The 19,071-nt window shown below is 64.6% G+C and carries 19 protein-coding genes; 7 read left to right on the forward strand and 12 right to left on the reverse strand.

The genetic code is table 11. From position 1 onward, the window contains the following. Window positions 1–72: 72 nt before the first annotated feature. Window positions 73–2,028: a GAF domain-containing protein gene (locus AB0323_RS19105; protein ID WP_366178726.1), complete on the reverse strand. Its 1,956-nt coding sequence runs from the start codon at window positions 2,026–2,028 to the stop codon at window positions 73–75. A gap of 196 nt (window positions 2,029–2,224) precedes the next feature. Between AB0323_RS19105 and AB0323_RS19110 the strand changes: the two genes are divergently transcribed. Next, window positions 2,225–2,434, forward strand: a complete 210-nt coding sequence (locus AB0323_RS19110) for a dodecin (RefSeq protein WP_059388369.1) — start codon at window positions 2,225–2,227, stop codon at window positions 2,432–2,434. Between the two features lie 82 nt (window positions 2,435–2,516). Here AB0323_RS19110 and AB0323_RS19115 read toward each other — a convergent pair whose 3' ends face one another. The 3 genes from AB0323_RS19115 to AB0323_RS19125 form a co-directional block, all read right to left on the reverse strand. Beyond that, on the reverse strand, window positions 2,517–2,789 hold the full coding sequence (locus tag AB0323_RS19115) for a hypothetical protein (protein WP_364541892.1): 273 nt from the start codon (window positions 2,787–2,789) through the stop codon (window positions 2,517–2,519). Beyond that, entirely contained in the window at window positions 2,786–2,992 is a 207-nt protein-coding gene (locus tag AB0323_RS19120; RefSeq protein WP_364541889.1) for a hypothetical protein, read from the reverse strand. The genes AB0323_RS19115 and AB0323_RS19120 overlap by 4 nt, the downstream gene beginning before the upstream one ends. A 145-nt stretch (window positions 2,993–3,137) precedes the next feature. Continuing rightward, window positions 3,138–4,043, reverse strand: coding sequence for a helix-turn-helix transcriptional regulator (locus AB0323_RS19125; RefSeq protein ID WP_364541886.1), 906 nt, complete (start codon window positions 4,041–4,043; stop codon window positions 3,138–3,140). A 164-nt stretch (window positions 4,044–4,207) separates the two neighbouring features. On the opposite strand from AB0323_RS19125, the gene AB0323_RS19130 reads away from it, so the two are divergent. Genes AB0323_RS19130 through AB0323_RS19150 form a run of 5 tightly spaced genes read left to right on the forward strand, consistent with a single transcriptional unit; the run spans window position 4,208 to window position 9,005 of the window. Continuing rightward, the gene (locus AB0323_RS19130) at window positions 4,208–5,053 is read left to right on the forward strand and encodes an aldo/keto reductase (protein ID WP_366178727.1); all 846 of its coding nucleotides are present in this window, start codon (window positions 4,208–4,210) and stop codon (window positions 5,051–5,053) included. Between the two features lie 29 nt (window positions 5,054–5,082). Continuing rightward, complete coding sequence (locus AB0323_RS19135) at window positions 5,083–6,054, forward strand: aldo/keto reductase (RefSeq protein WP_366178728.1); 972 nt, start codon at window positions 5,083–5,085, stop codon at window positions 6,052–6,054. Further along, window positions 6,048–7,055, forward strand: coding sequence for an SDR family oxidoreductase (locus AB0323_RS19140; RefSeq protein WP_366178729.1), 1,008 nt, complete (start codon window positions 6,048–6,050; stop codon window positions 7,053–7,055). Before AB0323_RS19135 ends, AB0323_RS19140 begins: the two co-directional genes overlap by 7 nt. A gap of 19 nt (window positions 7,056–7,074) precedes the next feature. Continuing rightward, window positions 7,075–7,905 (forward strand): aldo/keto reductase, encoded by an 831-nt coding sequence (locus AB0323_RS19145; protein WP_366178730.1) that lies wholly within the window; start codon window positions 7,075–7,077, stop codon window positions 7,903–7,905. 32 nt (window positions 7,906–7,937) lie between these two features. Then, the gene (locus AB0323_RS19150) at window positions 7,938–9,005 is read left to right on the forward strand and encodes a beta-propeller fold lactonase family protein (protein ID WP_366178731.1); all 1,068 of its coding nucleotides are present in this window, start codon (window positions 7,938–7,940) and stop codon (window positions 9,003–9,005) included. Window positions 9,006–9,072: 67 nt separating this feature from the next. Here the strand turns inward: AB0323_RS19150 and malQ are convergent, their stop codons facing one another. After that, the gene (gene malQ, locus AB0323_RS19155; protein WP_366178732.1) at window positions 9,073–11,307 is read right to left on the reverse strand and encodes a 4-alpha-glucanotransferase; all 2,235 of its coding nucleotides are present in this window, start codon (window positions 11,305–11,307) and stop codon (window positions 9,073–9,075) included. 314 nt (window positions 11,308–11,621) lie between these two features. Between malQ and AB0323_RS19160 the strand changes: the two genes are divergently transcribed. Continuing rightward, on the forward strand, window positions 11,622–12,644 hold the full coding sequence (locus tag AB0323_RS19160) for a PHP domain-containing protein (protein WP_366178733.1): 1,023 nt from the start codon (window positions 11,622–11,624) through the stop codon (window positions 12,642–12,644). A 192-nt stretch (window positions 12,645–12,836) separates the two neighbouring features. On the opposite strand, the gene AB0323_RS19165 is transcribed toward AB0323_RS19160, so the two are convergent. From AB0323_RS19165 to AB0323_RS19195, 7 genes are all read right to left on the reverse strand, one after another. Continuing rightward, complete coding sequence (locus AB0323_RS19165; protein WP_366178734.1) at window positions 12,837–13,892, reverse strand: nickel transporter; 1,056 nt, start codon at window positions 13,890–13,892, stop codon at window positions 12,837–12,839. Continuing rightward, entirely contained in the window at window positions 13,892–14,722 is an 831-nt protein-coding gene (locus tag AB0323_RS19170) for an urease accessory protein UreD (RefSeq protein WP_366178735.1), read from the reverse strand. The genes AB0323_RS19165 and AB0323_RS19170 overlap by 1 nt, the downstream gene beginning before the upstream one ends. A 155-nt stretch (window positions 14,723–14,877) precedes the next feature. Further along, a complete protein-coding gene (gene ureG / locus AB0323_RS19175) occupies window positions 14,878–15,495 on the reverse strand; it encodes an urease accessory protein UreG (protein WP_284763214.1) in 618 nt (205 codons plus the stop codon). A 16-nt stretch (window positions 15,496–15,511) separates the two neighbouring features. After that, complete coding sequence (locus tag AB0323_RS19180) at window positions 15,512–16,183, reverse strand: urease accessory protein UreF (protein WP_366178736.1); 672 nt, start codon at window positions 16,181–16,183, stop codon at window positions 15,512–15,514. A gap of 192 nt (window positions 16,184–16,375) precedes the next feature. Continuing rightward, window positions 16,376–16,861 (reverse strand): urease accessory protein UreE, encoded by a 486-nt coding sequence (ureE, locus tag AB0323_RS19185; RefSeq protein ID WP_366178737.1) that lies wholly within the window; start codon window positions 16,859–16,861, stop codon window positions 16,376–16,378. A 19-nt stretch (window positions 16,862–16,880) separates the two neighbouring features. Further along, window positions 16,881–18,665, reverse strand: a complete 1,785-nt coding sequence (gene ureC, locus AB0323_RS19190; protein ID WP_366178738.1) for an urease subunit alpha — start codon at window positions 18,663–18,665, stop codon at window positions 16,881–16,883. Further along, entirely contained in the window at window positions 18,662–19,069 is a 408-nt protein-coding gene (locus tag AB0323_RS19195) for an urease subunit beta (protein WP_366178739.1), read from the reverse strand. The genes ureC and AB0323_RS19195 overlap by 4 nt, the downstream gene beginning before the upstream one ends. Between the last annotated feature and the right edge of the window lie 2 nt (window positions 19,070–19,071).

Here is a 19,071-nt window from a genome sequence, read left to right on the forward strand (position 1 = left end):
TGCCATATAAAAGCAATTCGTATGTGCTTTATCGCCATGTGCTTTGAAGGCGGTGGAAAGCAGCTCCGTTGTTCAGGAACTGGCGGAGCTGACGCCGGCTGTCTTCATCCGCCATAAGCGCAGCGCCACTTGGACATCAAGGGCACGGCTTCCCCGGCGCCACGACGCGCCGATCAGTGCGTCGATCCGGTCAAGCCGTTGGCGCAGGGTGTTGGTGTGGATGTGGAGGGAGTCGGCCGTTTCCTGGATGGCACCCCCGTTTTCGTGGAACGTCCACGCCGTGAGGACCAGTTGTGTTGCCCGACGCTCGTCGTAGCTCAGGAGCGGGCCCAGCTGCGCATTCAGCAGCTGTCCCGCAAAGGGGCTGTCCATCGCTCCGAGTAACATTCCCGCGGTGCCCAAGGCGGCCCGGTTCGCTGCCTCACCGTCGCGCGAGAGGGCCTGCAATGCGCGGAGGACGGCGTCGGCTTCGGTGTGGGCGGCGGACAGCCGGGCAAAGCCGGTAACCGGTTCTGATGATCCGACGGTGGCCGTGATGCGGCGTCGTTTCAGCTCGTCAATGACGGACTGGCCGGTGCGGCCGGAACCGCTGGCTCCATCCGGTCGGCTGTCGTGGCGTTCTACGGGTTCAATGATGCACACGTGTGATTCGTGCAGGGCGATGATTCCAGGGGCCCCCTCGGATCGATGCCTGAGCACGGAGAGTGCCCGTTGGCGCTGGTCGTCGCCGACCCCCACCACGCGCACCACGAGCTGGAGGTGGTTTGCCAGACCGAACTGGCCGGCCCGGCGGGCGAGCGCAGCCGCGTTCTCAGCGCGGGGGCTGAGCAAGTCATCGATGAGCTCTAGCTGCAGCCGGTATTGGGCGTCCTGGAATGTGCGTTCCAACAGCAGCGACACACTGAGTACCAGGGCGCTGCGTTCCAGGACTGCGAGCCGGGCAGGGCTGAGCTGCTCGGCGACGATGAGGGAGGCGAGATGCTGGTCGCCCGCTACGGCGGACATGACGGTGTACGTCGTGTCCTTGATCTCGAAGTGCACGGCCGCCCTCCTGGCCGCAGACTCCTCAGCGGCGTTCAGGGCGGGCAGGCTTCCGAAGTCCCCCTCCGATTCGAGCCCCGCCAGTGGCTCGCCCATGGGAGAGACCAGAAAGACAGGAGTGTCCAGGGACTCGGCTAGAACGTTGAGCAGGTGCGGGAGGCTACCGGTCGTGGCCAGGGTTTCCATGAGCCGGCGGTCTACGGTCGAGAGTTCCTCCAAGGCCTGTACGTTGGTCAGGTTCTGCCGCTGTGCTTGGTCAAGCCGCGCGAGGGCGCTGGCCATTTCGCTGAAGTGCCGGGCGTTTTCCAGCGCGACGGCTGCGTGGGTGCCAATGGATTCCATCAAGGCAATGTCATCACTGCTGAACAGGTGCGCGTGCCTGTCGGCGACCAGGAGCGCACCGATTACCTTCCCTTCTGCCCGAAGGGGAACACCCATGATTGCCCGGACGCCCTCGGCCGCCACAGCAGTGTCGCTGGACTCCAGATGCGATTTGGACTCGTCGTTTAAGTAGTCGGCGCTCTGGGCGGGCGCCTCGCCGGTCGCGACTGCGCCGAGCACGCCTTCGCCGAGGGGCATGCGGATGTTGCGGAAGAGAGCCGTGGTTGCGCCGTCGGTCACCCGGACGTAGGACTCACCGCTGTCATAGTCGTTCAGGCTCAAGTAGGCGACGTCGCTGCCGATCAATGACCGGGTGCGCCGGACGATGGCCTTGAGCACTGCCTCCACGTCGCGGATGCCCGTCAAGTCGGTGGCCGTATCGTAAAGGACGCGCAGCAGGCCCTCCCGGCGACTCGCTTCCCACAACTGGGCGTTGAGCCGGCGGGCCGCCGCCGCGGTGGACTGGTCAATGGCCCCGGCTTCCAGCCAGGCGGACAGCGTGGTCTCCAGATCAGCCCGGGAAACACCACGGTCAAGCATAGCCATGAGCTGGCCAGGGCCCTCGGTACCGCCTGACGAGACTCCAGAACCGTCATTGGCACTCATGAACCCAATGCTAGTAGGCGGGCCGCGCTGCGGTGCTGTAACCGCCGGACATGCGTGAGGCGCAAAGCGATGGTCTGGCAGCGACGCGACCCCTAGTCCCCCGGCCCTGCGTCAGCTAGTCTGCTTTCACGGCCTGCCAGACCCGCAGTTCAGGCTACCCGCAGTTCAGGCTAAAGGACGATCATGAGGAGCAAGAATGGCTGACCACACATACAGCGTTTCCGAAATTGTTGGAACTTCGTCCGAGGGCGTCGACGCCGCCATCAGAAACGGGATTGCCGCCGCAAGCCAGACCCTCCGGAATCTCGACTGGTTCGAGGTCAAGGAAATCCGCGGCCACCTCAGCGAGGGCGCCGTTGCCGACTGGCAGGTAACCATCAAGCTCGGATTCCGCCTGGAGCGTTAACAAGCGCTCAACACCCCAAAACCGACGATGGCCGTCAGCCTTTCTGTGGAAAGGCTGACGGCCATCAGTTGCGAGGCTGGACTCACCCGCGGGTCCAGACTTGGACGGGGTCACCGCCACAGAGGAGACGCCGGCCACGGCCGGCGAATTCGATCCACAGGAATTCGTGGTCCGGGGAAACTTCGTCCACAAGGCCGGCGTCGAAACCCCATTTGTCCTCGTGGATCCAGACGATTTCGCCCCGGCTGAGTTCCGACCATTTCGACGGCGGCACGCGAAGTGCCGCTCCAGCGGGCCGTTGGGCCGACGTCGTGAAGTGGCTTGGGCCCCACACGCCCAAGGTTTCAGGACTCATCGGGACTCAGCGAGCAGGTACTGGCGGTGCCAGACTGTTGCCGCGCCGTTGTGGGAGGGGAAGACGTGGCCTTCGAAGAACGTGCGCACCACATCGGGTTCGCCTTCAGGGCTCCACTGACCAGACGCGGGGCAATGCGAACCCGTGGTTCCCGCGGACCCGGCGGTGGTTGCCCGCTCCCTCAGCAGCGCGATGCGTTTCATCGTTGAATTCCATCCTTGATATGCGAAAGGGTCTGGATTCAGCGTAAACGCGATTCAAAAGCCGCCCAATGGGCACATAGACAAAATCACACCGATTCACTATGCACCAGCACAGTGACGTAGGGCACTTTTGGCTGAAACTCGTTCAGCTCTCGCCCATTGCATGACGCTCGGACAACTCCGGGCTCGTCGTCGTCGTTTCCGCGCCCAACGCCGTTCCCGCACCAAAACTGCCCAGCAACTTCAGGGCATCGTCCGACGGCGAACCCGCCTTCGCGGAGTAGACCCGCAAGACTTGGTCCGGGTCATCCGGCAGGGCCAGATTCTCGAAGTTCAGTTCCACGTCCCCGACGGCGGGGTGGTGCAGGCGCACAGTTCCGGCTGAACGCGCGGCTACTCGATGCCCGGCCCACCATTGGCGGAAGTGCTCGCTGTTTACGGCGAGTTCGCCGACGAGCTGGTTGGCTTGGGGATCGTCGGGGTGCCGCCCGATATCCGCACGCAGGGAGCCCGCGGCTTCCGCGGCAACCGTCTTCCAGTCCCGGAACAGTTCGCGTGCCTGAGGGTCCAGGATCAGCCAGCGCGTGAGGTTTCGCTCGGCGGGAGGCATGGACGGGAAGTCGGCAAACAGCAGGACCGCCATACGGTTGGCCCCCAACACGTCACTTCGCCGGCCAAGCAGGAGCGCCGGAACGTCGCCCACAGCATCGAGAAGTTGGCGCAAGGCCGGCCGCACCCGCGGCGTGGGAGTCGGCGCTTTGGGGCTTGACGCGCAGTGCTCCAGGAGGTCCATCATGTGGGTGTGCTCGCTTGAGTCCAGGCGAAGTGCCCGCGACACCGATTCAAGGACCGCCCGGGACGGATGGATATGGCGGCCCTGTTCGAGGCGCGTGTAGTAGTCGGTGCTGACATCGGCCAAGCGGGCAATCTCTTCCCTACGCAGCCCTGGAACACGGCGCGCGCCGGAGGCTTCCGGCAATCCCGCATCCTCCGGCGACATCCGGGCACGCATGGCTTTGAGGAATTTTCCGAACTCCGCGCTTTGTCCCATGTCCCCATTCTTCCCTCCCCGGGGGCTTGTTTCTATGGCCAAGGTAGGACTACGAGTCCTAGGAAAAACAGGGGGCGTCAAAACTGCTGATTGTTTTGCCGAAAGTGCATAGGCTCGAAAAAGCCATTCAGGCAATACACCCACCAGCGACGAAAGGGCCGGACATGTCCAACGCTCAGAATTCAACCGTTCCCGGGCTCGTCCTGAACAACGCGGTCACCATCCCCCAGCTCGGCTTCGGCGTCTTCCAGGTACCACCTGCCGAGACCCAGAAAGCCGTCGAGGACGCACTTGAAGCCGGGTACCGGCACATCGACACCGCCGCGGCGTACCAGAACGAATCCGGCGTCGGCGCAGCGATCAAGGCTTCCGGCATCAGCCGGGAAGAACTCTTCATCACCACCAAGCTCCGCAACGGCGAACAGGGCCGGGCAGCGTCAGCGTTCAACAACAGCTGCCGCGAACTCGGCCTCGACGTCATCGACCTCTACCTGATCCACTGGCCCGTGCCGTCCCAGGGCCTGTTCGTCGACGCGTGGAAGGCCCTGGAAAAGATCCATGCCGACGGCGGCGCCCGGGCCATCGGCGTCTCCAACTTCCTGCCGGCCCACCTCGACACGCTCCTGGCCTCGGCCGACGTCGTTCCCGCCGTCAACCAGATCGAATTGCACCCCACCTTCCAGCAGCGGGAACTGGCAGCGAAGAGCCGCTCGCACGGGATCGCCGTCGAGGCCTACAGCCCGCTTGGGCAGGGAGCGGACCTGGGATCGGCAACGGTCACCGAACTCGCCGAAACGCACAATGCCACCCCGGCACAGATCGTCCTGGCCTGGCACTTGGGAACCGGCAACATCGTCATCCCCAAGTCCGTCCACCCGGAACGGATCCGCCAGAACCTCGCGGCCGCGTCGTTGCAGCTCACCCCGGATGAACTCGCAGCCATCAGAGGGCTCGACGCCGGTGCCCGCCTCGGCGCCGACCCCGCCGTCGCGTCCTTCAGCCAGATGTAGAAACCACCACAGCGTAAGGAGCCCGAACCATGCAGTACACCCACTTGGGGCGCTCAGGCCTTAGCGTCTCCCGCTTGTGCCTCGGAACAATGAACTTCGGCCCTCAGACGGAGGAATCCGCAGCGCACTCCATCATGGATTCCGCACTGGATGCCGGCATCAACTTTTTCGATACCGCCAACGTCTACGGCGGCCACGACAACCGGGGCTGGACCGAGGAAATCCTGGGCCGCTGGTTCGCCAAGGGCGGCGAACGCCGGGAACGCGTCGTCCTGGCCACCAAGCTCTACGGAACCATGACGGACCGCCCCAACGAGTCCAAGCTCTCCGCCCTCAACATCCGGCGCGCGCTGGACGCCAGCCTCAAGCGCCTTCAGACCGACTACATCGACGTTTACCAGTTCCACCACGTGGACCGGAACACGCCATGGGACGAGATCTGGCAGGCCATCGAGGTTGCCGTCCAGCAGGGCAAGATCCTGTATTCCGGAAGCAGCAACTTCGCTGGCTGGCACATCGCCCAGGCCCAGGAGGCCGCCGCGCGCCGCAACTACAACGGACTGGTGAGCGAGCAGTCCATCTACAACCTGCTCACCCGCAACGTCGAACTGGAGGTCATCCCGGCGGCCCAGCAGTACGGCCTCGGGCTGATCCCCTGGTCGCCGCTTCACGGCGGCCTCCTGGGCGGCGTCCTGAAGAAGGAGCGCGACGGCGTCCGTCGCCTTGAGGGCCGCGCGGCCGAGACCCTGAAGAAGCACGAAGACCAGATCCGCCAGTACGAGGACCTCGCCGACGACCTTGGCCACGAGCCCGGCGATGTGGCCTTGGCTTGGTTGCTGCACCAGCCGGCCGTGACCGCGCCGATCGTGGGTCCGCGTACCCAGGAGCAGTTGGACGCCGCCGTCAGGGCATTGGATGTCAGCCTTGACGCCGATGCCCTCAAGCGGCTCGACGACATCTTCCCGGGCCACCGGACCGCGCCGGAGGACTACGCGTGGTGACTTCGGCACCGTTGCGCCTGCTGTTCATTGGCGGGACCGGGACCATCAGTGCGGCGGCGGCGGAGCGCGCCGCCGCACTGGGTCACCGGCTCACCGTGCTCAACCGCGGACTGAGCACGGAAAGGCCGGCCCCTCCGGGCACGGAACTGTTCCAGGCGGATATCCGCAACGCCGCCGAGGTCGCGGAGGTGCTAAACGGTCGCGAGTTCGACGTCGTCGCGGACTTCATCTCTTTCACCCCTGAGCATGTGTCCGCCGCGGTGGAGCTGTTCCGCGGCCGGACCGGTCAGTACGTGTTCATTAGTTCGGCTTCGGCCTACCAGAAGCCACCCGCACACCTGCCGATCCTTGAGTCGACCCCGTTAAGGAACCCGTTCTGGAAGTACTCCCAGGACAAGATCGCGTGCGAAGACCTTCTCACCCGGGCCTACCGGGAAGAGGGTTTTCCCGTCACCATCGTTCGGCCGTCCCATACCTATGACCGCACGCGGATCGCCCTTCTGGGCGGCTGGACCGACATCCATCGGATGCGGGAAGGCTTGCCTGTGATAGTCCACGGCGACGGCACCTCGCTGTGGACCCTCACCCATGCGGAAGATTTTGCAGTGGCCTTCGTTGGCCTCCTCGGCCGGCCGCAGGCTGTGGGTGAAAGCTACACCATCACCTCGGACGAAGCACTCCCGTGGGACCAGGTCTACCGGCTCTTCGCGACGGCGGCAGGCGTGCCGGACCCCGAACTGGTGCACGTCGCCTCGGAGACCATTGCCGCGCACTACCCGGAGCTTGGTCCCGGGCTTCTCGGGGACAAGTCCCACTCCGTGGTCTTCGACAACACCAAGATCAAAACGCTGGTTCCCTGGTATCGGGCAGAAATTCCGTTCGCGGCAGGCGCACGTGAGATCGTCCGGTGGCATGATGAACATCCAGGCATCAAGCACGTGGACCCGGACTTCATGAAACTCAGCGATCAACTGGTCCAATGGGCACGGAGGCCGATCTAGCAACTGAAAGGACAGGACCATGGCACTTGCTCCGACCGTCAGGCTCAACGACGGTAATGCCATTCCGCAGATCGGCCTCGGAACCTGGCCGCTCGACGACGCCCAGGTCGCCGCGGCGGTGGTGTCCGCCGTCGAGCTGGGCTACCGGCACGTCGATACGGCGTTCCGCTACGGTAACGAGTCCGGCGTCGGGCAAGGCGTGCGGGACTGCGGCATCCCGCGCGAGGAACTGTTCATCACGACCAAACTGGACGGGACCCACCAGGGCCGCGATCGCGCCGTCGACGGTCTTGAAGACTCCCTCAAGCGCCTTGGGCTGGACTACGTGGACCTCTTGTTGATCCACTGGCCGCTCCCCCAACGGAATGAATTCGTGTCCACCTGGGAGACTTTCGAGCGGCTTCAGGCTGAGGGGAAGGTGCGCTCGATCGGCGTGTCCAACTTCAAGCCCTCGCATCTCGAAAGGCTTCTGGAGGAAACCTCGGTGGTGCCGGCCGTCAACCAAATCCAGATCTCGCCGTCCATCACCCGGATCAATGAGCGGGCCTTCAACGCCAGCCATGGCATCGTCACGGAATCGTATAGTCCGTTGGGCGCCGGTCGCGATCTCCTGAACGCCCCGGTCTTGGCGGCCATCGGGAAGAAACACGGCAAGACTCCCGGTCAGGTCGTGCTGCGCTGGCACGTCCAGGAGGGGCTCGTGGCCATCCCGAAGTCCGCCAATCCGCTGCGCATGAAGGAAAACCTGGACGTTTTCGACTTCGCCTTGGACCACGACGACCTGTCCGCGATCGCAACCTTGGACGCGGGTGCCGACGCCGGTGTCGACTCGGATGTACAAGGCCACTGACGCAGTATCCCATCACCAACACCGAGGACGGCATGGCAGAGGACATCGACGGGACGCTCATCTGGGCAGGCGCGTACACCGCGGACAGCGACGGGCGCGGAACGGGCATAGGCGCAGTTTCGGCGCGTGAAGATGGCAGCCTTGCTTGGCTGGGCACCGCCGTCGAAGCACCGTCGCCGTCGTTCCTTGCCGTGCACCCCACCCTGCCGGTGGTCTATGCGGTAGCCGAGGCCGCCCAAACAGTCCGGGCGTACCGGAGGACCGGTCCGTTCGGCCTTGAACCCTTGGGCGGAGCCTGGCCGGCCGGAGCTGCCGCCTGCCACGTCGCCGTCGACCCGTCCGCGCGCTTCATCGTGGTCGCCTGTTGGGGCGACGGCAACGTGCTGCTGTACGGGCTCGACGACGACGGCGGCATCACCTCGCGCTTTGCCGCCCCGCCGGCGAAGGACCCGCACGCCGGCGTCGACGGCGGTATCGACATCGCCACGGGCGGCCCGCGGGTGAGCCGCGCCCACGCCAGCCTCATGCTTGAGGACGGTCGAATCATGACCACCGACCTCGGCTTCGACCTCGTGCGGGTATGGAACTACTTCCCCGACTCCGGCCTGCTCCCCGACCACCAAGTCGCACTCCCCCTGGGCAGTGGCCCTCGGCACTTGGTCCAGCACCCCTCTGCCGACGCCGTCTTCGTGGTGACCGAATACTCCATCCAAGTAGTGGTACTCCTGCCAGCCGCGGACGGCCGCTTTGCGCTCCACCGTCGCGGTCCCGCCACGGTGGGCGGCGCAGCCGACGGCGATGCAGCCGCCGAAATCGCGCTGTCCCCGGACAATCGCTTCGTCTACACGGGAATCCGCGGCTCCAACCGGATCTCGGTACTGGCCGTCGAAGGCAGCGGAACCCGGCTTCGTCCTGTGGCGGATGTCCCCAGCGGAGGAGACTGGCCCCGCCACCACCTTGTCCGTGACCGCTGGCTCCACGTGGCGAACGAACGTTCCAACCAAGTCACCACGTTCGCGCTGGACCCTGCCAACGGCATCCCGGGCGAAGTCTTCGACCAGCTCAACGTCGGTTCCCCCACCGCGTTGGTCATAGCGTGATCCATGCGTGAGATCTCGCCCCTTTCGCAACCCGAAAGAGGCGAGATCTCACGTCTCGATGCCGCGCCTAACCCCGTACAGCCTCGTCCACAGCCGCCAGCAAGGAGTTGAACCGCGGGTTCGCGTCAAGGTCATCGATGAGTACGGCCCGGCCGCGTTCGTCGGCTAGCGGCACTTGCCAGTTGGGGTAGACCGCCGACGTCGTACCGGGCTGGTTCTGCACCCTCCGCTCCCCCACGGCGTCCACCAGCGCAACGCCCAGCAGGACCGATGGCGCAAGGGCCAGCAGCCGGTGCAGCGCCTCGATGACCTGCTCCTCGCCAAACTCCTGGCCGCCGTCGAATCCGGCAGCGTCGAATCCGGCAGCGTCGAATCCGGCAGCAGGCAACAGGCCCCGCTCCCGCAGCAACCCCATCATCTTGTCCAGGCTGGCCTCGTGCTCGGCCCGTTCCTCGGCCACACTTCGTTCAAGCAAGCCCAGCTGGCTCCGGAGCTCCACGTGATCGCCGGCGAGGTACCCGGCGGTCGGCGGGAGGTCGTGGGTGTTGACGCTGGCGAGTGCCTGCGTTCGGTAACGTTCGGGTGGCAGGGGCGAGTCGCCGTCGTACTCGAACCAGAGGATCGACGTACCCAGGATGCCGCGGGCCGCGAGGTAGTCCCGCACCCACGGTTCGAAAACGCCCAGGTCTTCGCCGATGACCACCGCGCCCGCGCGGTGGGCTTCCAGAGCGAGGATGCCGATGAGGGCCTCGTGGTCGTAGCGGACGTAGGCGCCGTCGCGAGCGGAGTTGCCAGCGGGCACCCACCACAAACGGAACAGCCCCAAGATGTGGTCCACACGGATTCCGCCGGCATGGCGGAGCACGGTGGAGAGCATCGCACGCAGCGGCGCGTAGCCCGCCTCGGCCAAACGCACCGGGTGCCACGGCGGCTGGTTCCAGTTCTGGCCGAGCTGGTTGTACATGTCCGGTGGTGCGCCCACACTGACACCCGGCGCGAAGCTGCTGCGCAGGGTCCAGGCGTCGGCGCTGCTAAGGTCCGCCCCGACGGCAAGATCGTGCACCACTCCCAGCCGCATTCCGGAACGCTTTGCGGCGGCCTGGGCTGACTCGAGCTGCTCATCGCAGATCCACTGAAGCCAGCGGTGGAACCCAATCCGATCAGCCAACGCCTGGCGCATCGATTCGATCTTGGGCGAACCGAGGGTGGCCGCCGGGTCCTGCCAGAAGGGGTCCTCCGGCGACCGGTCCTCGCGGATGGCGCACCAAAGGGCGAAATCGTCCAATCCCGGGCCGGACTCACGGCAGAACTCCTCGAACGCGCGCTGCCTGGCCGGAGAAAGCTTGACCGTGTGAAGGAGTTCCAGGGCAGCGAGTTTGGCGGCGAAGATCTGGTCCCGGTCCAGCCGTTCCCCGTTTTTATTGAGTGCGTGGACGTGATCCAGCAGCCGGTCCACCGTAGCCCGCTTCCGGGGCTTGACATATGCCAATTCGGGAATTTCTTCAATACGAATATAAATGGGGTTGAAGAACCGCCTGGTGGACGGAGAATACGGCGACGCTTGAACCGGAGGCACAGGATCCGCGGCGTGCAGCGGATTCACCAGGACGTAGTCGGCGCCGCGGGCGCCGGCCAACGACGCCAGATCGGCGAGGTCCGCGAAATCCCCGATACCCCATGAGCGCTTTGAGCGCACTGAATACAGCTGCGTTGCGAGTCCCCAGCCGCGCCGTTCTTCGAGCGGTGCCGCCGTCTGCAATTTGTCTGGAACCACCGCGAGCACCGCGGTGGCCGTCACGCCGTCGGACTCGGCCGTGAGCGAGTGCCAGCCGAGTGGCAAACCGGCAGGCACCTCGAAGGTGGCACGGCCCGTGGTCACTCCATCCACATCGCGCGGCGGCGCCCAGTCCTCCTGCTGGGTGGCTTCGAGTTCCGTTCCGTCCTCGAGCGAGACCGTAAGGCGGACGGGCGAGCCGTCGCGGACGTGCACGTGGACAGCTGCCGTGGTTCCCTCCTGGACGACGACGGCGGGCGGCAGCATCCGCCGCCACGGCGCCACTTCAACTTCTACTAGGGCGGCTTCGATCTGCTCGTTGGAATGGGCGGCGACTCCCAGGGCACCCAGTACCTGAATCAACGTGGTGGGAGAAACGTCGTGTTGCATCCCGTCCCAGCCGTGGAAAGATGTCCCGACCCCATGAGCGTCCGCGAGCCGGTGTAGCAGGCCCTCGTCAATGGCTGTGTTCGGGGCGGGGGGCATCCCCGTGGCGTCGGTGGCGTGCTGGATGGGAGTGTTGGTCATGTCCGCCTCGTCTGCGATGTGATTCGTCCGAAGGTGCATACCGCCCCGCGTGCAACTCGAGCGAGGCAACTGGTTCCGATTATTGCAGGGCGGTGGGTGCAGTCGCAGTTATTCCGACACCATGACGCCCCAACCCGAAACCCTCTCTCACATATACGCCCCCAACCCGAAACCCCCGCTCACATACAACCGCCGAAACCCAAACCCTCGCTCACATATACGCCCCCACCCAGAAACCCCCGCTCACAAATAACCGGCAAAACCCAAACCCTCGCTCACATACATCTGGGCGCGGCGTGGTACATGATTGAGCTATGGACGCCGTAGACGCGCTCAACGAAACCGCCTTCTGGCTGGAACGGGAACTCGCGGAAAGCTTCAAGGTCCAGGCGTTCCGACGGGCTGCGGACGTTATCGCCGGACTGAGCCAAGAGGAACTGGCTGCACGAGTCCGGGATGGCCGCCTCAAGCGAACCAAGGGAATCGGCAGCCGGACCTTCGAAGTGATCAGCCAGGCCTTGAGCGGCGCCGTTCCGGACTACCTCGAGAACCTCCGCCGCCGAGGGGCCGAACCTTTGGTCGACGGCGGACACAAGTTGCACGCCGAGCTCAGGGGCGATCTGCACAGCCACAGCAACTGGTCGGATGGCGGTTCAGCGATCGAGGCCATGGCCGATGCGGCTCGTATTCTCGGACGGGAATATCTCGCTTTGACCGATCATTCCCCCAACCTCACCATCGCCAACGGACTCAGCCCCGAACGTTTGATGGAGCAGCTCACGGTCGTGGATGGGATCAACAACGGGCAATCGTCCAGCTTTCGACTATTAACGGGAATCGAGGTGGACATCCTTGAAGACGGCGAGTTGGACCAGTCCGCGGAACTGCTCGGCCAACTCGACGTTGTTGTGGCCAGTGTCCACTCGAAGCTCCGCTCCGACAAACGCTCCATGACTCGGCGCATGCACGCCGCCATCGAAAACCCCCACACGAATGTCCTGGGGCACTGCACCGGCCGCTTGGTCAAAGGATCACGAGGGACACGGCCCCCATCGGAGTTCGACGCGGAAAAAGTATTTGCGTCGTGCGCGGAACACTCAGTCGCCGTCGAGATCAACTCGAGGCCTGAACGCCAGGACCCGCCGGATGAATTGATTCGGATTGCCCTCGACGCTGGCTGCCTTTTCAGCATCGACAGTGACGCGCATGCCCCCGGCCAGCTCGATTTCCTGCAGTACGGTGCCGAGCGGGCGGAAGCCAACGGCGTACCCGCCGATCGGATCATCACAACATGGCCGCTGGATCGGCTTCTGGAGTGGCTCCAGCCCAAGCCATAGCCCGTCGCCGCCAACTGTCTAACGCCCGACGGCGACTTCCGCACCCAGTGCCGACCCCCGCCGTCGACCCTTGGCGATACAACTGCAGGAGGATTGACAAAAATAGCCGCAAAAGTGAGCGAGCGCCGTCGATTTTCCCGGCATAAGTGAGCGGGCGTCGTCAGAAATCAGGATATAAGTGAGCGGGCGTCGTCAGGGCTTCCCACGGAGCGCCCCGCGGACCCGGAACCGTACGGCCGCGACCGCCCACGTGACGACGAACAGCGCAATCAGCACCAGCCCGGCGTCGCCGAGGTCTATTTCGCCCAGCCAGGTGGTGACAGGATCGGTCAGCCCGAGGGCCGAGTTGAGGAAACCGCCCAGCGTGATGACCGAGATGAAGAGTGCCGAGAAGGCCGAGATACCGGTGATGATGGCGTTGAATCCAAGCTTGCGCTGGGGATCGTCGATGGCGGACTTGTACATCCGCATCATGGCCACGCCGTTGATGGAATCGCAGAGGGTCATTGCCGCGGTGAAGGCCAGCGGCAACGCCAAGAGAGCGAGAACAGACACACCCGCGAGGGACGCCGCCGTCGTGAGTACAAGCAGCCCAATCGTGGTGGCCGTGTCGAAGCCAAGCCCGAACAAGAACCCAATCACGTAGATGTTACGCGGACGCTGGACCTTGGATAGCGGCTTGGCCAGGAGCCGCGCGATGAACCCTTTGGTTTCGAGGTCGTCGACAGCGATCGCGCCTCCGGTTTGGGCGGCCCGGTACAGCTGCATCGTGCGGAGGAAAGCAGACCCGTTGAAGACGCCCATGGCCAAGAGGAAGAGCCCGGAGACGCCGCTGCCGATCAGCCCCAGCACGAGGTGCCCGGTGGTGCCGTCCTCCATGAGCTGGCCCACCAGGCTGGCGCCACCAACCACCATCACACCTGCCAGAAGTACCACTGAACTGTGGCCCAGGCTGAATGCGAAGCCGACGCTCACGGGGTCCTTGCGCTGTGCCACGAATTTTCGTGTGGAATTGTCAATCGCGGCGATGTGGTCCCAGTCGTAGCTGTGCTTGATACCGGCCACATATGCCGTCAGCACGAGGCCGAGCGCCAGCGGCTGCCCTCCACCGGCGCCACCCACAAGCAGGAGGACGAGGGCGGCAAGGTGCAGGAGGACCACCGAACCGAACATGAACGCGAGGCGCGACTTCATCGGGAGATGCTCGCGCTGGCGGTATATCGAGGCGAACTCCGCGAGTGAGGTCATCAGTACTTCCTTAGGTTCAGCGGCGCCCTGCCGTGCCAGCGTTCGCGCAAAAGCCCGGTACAGGCACCAAGCAACCGGTTCAGTTCCTCGGTGCTGTTCGAAAGGGAGCGTAGGACCAGGCACGTTGTGCCCGCAAGGGTCCGGGTCAGCGACAAGCCCAAGTAAGCGTCATACCCCGCCGTCAGGCCGTGCAGCTCATCGGCGAGCGCCTGGTCAACCCGCGGATCCACCACAATGAGCGATCCCAGGTGGCTGTACCCCTCCATGAAACCCATTCCGGTCACATCGCCCAGCGGCGGCCGGATCAGGAGGTTGTCGAGCGCGAGCAGCACCGCGCCGTCGTCGCCCTCCACGTGGATTTCGTTCCGGAGGCGGAGTTCCCGGTACTGGAAGGAGGCGCCGTCCGGCGACCAGCCGGGAGTGATGACTTCCGCCATGATGAGGCTCGACGTCGGATGCACAGTGATGTGCGTATCCTGCCGATAGCTGGCCTCCCGGTAGGCGATGAGCTGGTCGGGAGCCAACTCCAGTTCCGCCCCCTCCCCCAGCCGGATAGTCATGCGCTGCTCGGCAAAGGACTCCGGGGTCCGATAAATCTTCGTGGCCGACTGAGTCGTCAAAAGCAACGAAGCCCCGGCCTCGACCTCCACGTCCACAACATAGAGATCCGCCCCCAAATACGCCCCGCCCGGATTGACCACGACATAACAAACCTGCCCGGACCCATCCAAGTAGTGGGGCCTCAAAACCCGCAAGGCACCCTGATGAAACTGCTGCACGGCCACGGAACGACCAGCACGCAAGGCGACCCGCAGGCTGAGCTCGCCCATCGGCGCTCTTGGGGGTACCAAGTCACCTCCGTCGGCTCCGCCGGATTTGGGGCCGTGCCCGCTCCGCGGTGCCCGCCACGCCGCGGCCCCCAAATCCGGCTTCGCCGCCTCAGCGGTCAGGTCACCGACCGAACTCCCCTGGACCGCCGTCGTGCTCACGGCGCCAGGTCGAGCATCAGGACGTCGTGCCGCATCCATGCGATGACCTTGTCGAGCCCTTCGTCGGTTTTGAGGTTGGTAAAGCAGAACGGTTTGTCGCCGCGGAATTCCTTGGAGTCCCGTTCCATGACTGACAAGTCTGCGCCGACGAACGGGGCGAGGTCGGTCTTGTTGATGATGAAGAGGTCCGACTTGATCATGCCTTGGCCGGCCTTGCGGGGGATCTTCTCTCCTTGGGCGACGTCGATGATGTAGATCGAGAAGTCCACGAGTTCGGGGCTGAACGTGGCCGAGAGGTTGTCGCCGCCGGATTCGACGAAGATGACCTGCAGGTCCGGGTGCCGTTTCTTGAGTTCCTCGATGGCCGCCGTGTTCATGGATGTGTCTTCGCGGATGGCGGTGTGCGGGCAGCCGCCGGTTTCGACGCCGATGATGCGGTCTTCGGGCAGGATGCCGTTGGCCGCGAGGATTTTGGCGTCTTCGATCGTGTAGATGTCGTTGGTGATGGCGGCCATGGAGATTTCCCGGCTCATGTGGCGGGTCAGGCGCTCCACGAGCTGCGTTTTGCCGGCACCTACCGGGCCGCCGATGCCGATCTTGATGGGTTCAGACATGTGTCCTCCTGTGGTTCTAGCTCATGAACATGCGCGCACGTTGCCATTCGTGCCGCATCTGCGAAATTTCCAACCCGGGGCTGATCGCTCCGAAGTCGTCCCAGCTGAGGTGCTGGACATTTTCGACGGCGGCAGCGACGTCGTCGTGGGCCTTGCGCAACAGCCGCTGCCCGGAGTTCTGGCCGAGCGGGACGGCGCGCACGGCGTTCTGCGTCAGTGAGGTGACCGCCGCGAAAAGGTAAGCGGCGAGCGCTTCTTCGAACGGCACGCCTAGTGAGCGCGCGACGACGGCGAACGCCAGCGGTTGATGACCGGCAGCCCGGCCCGTGGTCACGAGAGTCCGGTACGCTTCCAGCTCGGCCGACGGAAAGACTTCGGTCCCGATCTCGATGAGCCGCCCGCCCATTTTGGTACTGGCCTCCCGCAACTGCCGAGGCAGGAGCTGGGCACTCAAATGCTCATCCAACTCCCCCATGTCCGTCCCTTCATAAAGGAACCGAATGGCCAAGCCGTCTGAATAAGTCAACTGCTGCCCAACAAACGCGAACAGCCAAACCCCAAAACTCCCCTCATCTCCAACGAGCCCGCGGTCGATGTACGTCTCGAACCCCAGCGAGTGGGCAAAAGCCCCTGTAGGAAGAGCAGAGTCAGTCAGCTGCTGAAGCGCGAGCTGGTACGACCCGCTCATCGGGCGCCTCGCAAGGTGACGTGTACGGCGTAGGTGGGTGATAGGGGCCGCGGCGTGGCGGGCACCGCGGGGGGCCCACTGCCGCGAGGGCCCCGACCCGAGCTTGCGAGGGTTGGGAGCGGCTGGGGACGGGCACGGCCCCTATCACCCGCCGAAGCTGCGGCGACCGAACCGCGCCAGCGGCGAACGGACTCAGTGCGTGTGTTCAGCATGGCGGAAAGGCACCGGCATTACGCGTTCCTGGCGGTCGTACGGCACGCCGACGTGTTTGAGGTAGTCCTCGACCGTGTGGTCGTACTGGCACACCATGACTTCTGCCCCGTACTCGGACGAGCCGTCGAAGAACTGGGCCTGCAGGTGCCGGTTGCCCAGGGAATGCGCCACGACACCCATTTCGTAGATGCTGCGGGGAGCAATCACCAGGACGTCGCTCGGCAGCACGGAGACTACGATCAGGTTCGTGTCCTCGACGGCGAGGATGTCGCCGTCGCGCAGGTCTCCGGAGCCGGCCGGGAGGCGGATGCCGAGCTCCTTCCCATGGTCCGTGGTGACGCGTTGGATGCGTTTGACCAGTTGGGCGCTGGGCAGGACGACCTTCTCCTTGTGGAGTTGTGCGAGCGCCGCGGCTTCGGCCTGCGGCAGCTCGTGCAGGTTGCCGAGGATCTTTTCGATGATCATGTGGTTCTCCTCCGGCGGTCTAGAAAAGGAAGTAGCGCTGGGCCATGGGCAGCACGTCGGAAGGCTCACAGGTGACGTCTTCGCCGTCGACCGTCACTTTGTAGGTTTCGGGGTCGACGGCGATATCGGGCGTTTCGCCGTTGAACTTGAGGTCCGCCTTGCTCAGGTTCCGGATGCCGGACACCGCCCGGATGACGCGTTCCAGTCCAAGTTCCTGCGGGACGCCGTTCGCGATTGCCGCCTTGGACAGGAAGGTGATCGAGGACTGCTGCAGCGCCTTGCCGTGTGTGGCGAACATGGGGCGCATGGTGCGCGGCTGCGGGGTGGGGATGGAGCCATTGGAATCGCCCATGAGCGCGTAGGCGATCTGCCCGCCTTTGATGACCAGTTCCGGCTTCACGCCGAAGAAGGCCGGATTCCAGAGGACGAGGTCGGCGAACTTGCCCACTTCCACGGAGCCGATGGAGTCGTCCATGCCCTGCGCGATCGCCGGGTTGATGGTGTATTTGGAGATGTAGCGCTTGATCCTGAAGTTATCGCTGTCCCCGCCCAAGCCATTTGGAGCGCCGTGGCTTGCACCCGACGGATCCTTCAGGACGCCTCGCTGCCGCTTCATGGCATCGGCCACTTGCCAGGTGCGGATGACGACTTCGCCCACGCGGCCCATGGCCTGGGAATCCGAGGAGGTCATGGAGAAGATGCCCAGGTCCTGGAGCACGTCTTCGGCGGCAATCGTCTCGGCCCGGATGCGGGAATCGGCGAACGCCACGTCTTCCGGGATGTCAGGGTTGAGGTGATGGCACACCATGAGCATGTCCAGATGCTCTTCGATGGTGTTCCGCGTGTACGGGAGCGTCGGGTTGGTCGATGCCGGGAGCACATTGGGCAATCCGGCGATCTTGATGATGTCCGGAGCGTGCCCGCCGCCGGCGCCTTCGGTGTGGAAGGTGTGGATCACCCGGCCATCGATGGCCTTGATGGTGTCCTCCACGAATCCGCACTCGTTGAGGGTGTCCGTGTGGATGGCTACCTGCACGTCGTATTCATCGGCTACGCGCAGGGACATGTCGATCGACGACGTCGTGGCACCCCAGTCCTCGTGGACTTTGAGGCCCACAGCCCCTGCGCGGATCTGCTCGGCGAGCGGCTCGATGGCAGACGCGTGGCCTTTGCCGAGGAGGCCGATGTTGACCGGGAGCCCCTCCGCCGCTTGCAGCATCCGTGAAATGTGCCATTTGCCGGGCGTGATGGTGGTGGCCTTGGTGCCTTCGGCCGGTCCCGTGCCCCCGCCCACCATGGTGGTGATGCCGCTGCACAGTGCCGTGGGGACTTGGTCCGGGGAAATGTAGTGGATGTGGGTGTCCACGCCGCCTGCGGTGAGGATCTTGCCCTCCCCGGCGATCATCTCGGTGCTGGCCCCGATCACGATGTCCACGCCGTCGGCAATCTGCGGGTTGCCGGCCTTGCCGATCTTGAAGATGTGGCCGTCTTTGAGCGCCACGTCGGCCTTGTAGATTCCGGTGTAGTCGAGGACCACGACGTTAGAAATGACGGTGTCCGGAACGTCGAGGGTCTGGTCCGAGGCTGCGTTGGACCCAGGCAAACGGCCGTCGCGGGTCACCTGGCCGTTCTGGCCCATGCCGTCGCGGACCACTTTGCCGCCGCCGAACATGACCTCTTCGCCGTAGACGGTGTAGTCCTTCTCGATCTCGAGGAAAAGTTCGGTGTCCGCCAAGCGGATGGAGTCGCCCGTCGTCGGGCCGTAAAGGTCTGCGTACTGCTTGCGCGAAATTTCAAAGCTCACTGGGCTGTCCCTTCCGTGCTGGCTCCGGGCCCTTCTTTGCTGGCTCCGGGCCAGTCGGTGCCGGCGGCAGCGCCGCCGTCGTTCTTTCCCGCGTCCGCATCAAGGGGACCGTTGACAGCGTTCCGCAGGCCATAGACTTCGCGGCTGCCCGCAAGCGCAACGAGTTTGACGGTCTTGGAATCGCCCGGCTCAAAGCGCGCGGCCGTTCCGGCGGGGATATCCAGGCGGCAGCCATAGGCTGCTTCGCGGTCAAAATCGAGGGCCGGATTCGCCTCGGCAAAGTGGTAGTGAGAGCCCACCTGGACCGGGCGGTCACCACGGTTGACGACGTCGACGGCGATTGCCTCGCGTCCGCTGTTGCAGGCGATGGGCTCTGCTTGGAGACGGTACTCACCGGGAATCATGT

The organism is Arthrobacter sp. NPDC080031, from assembly GCF_040702485.1.
Lineage (GTDB): Bacteria > Actinomycetota > Actinomycetes > Actinomycetales > Micrococcaceae > Arthrobacter.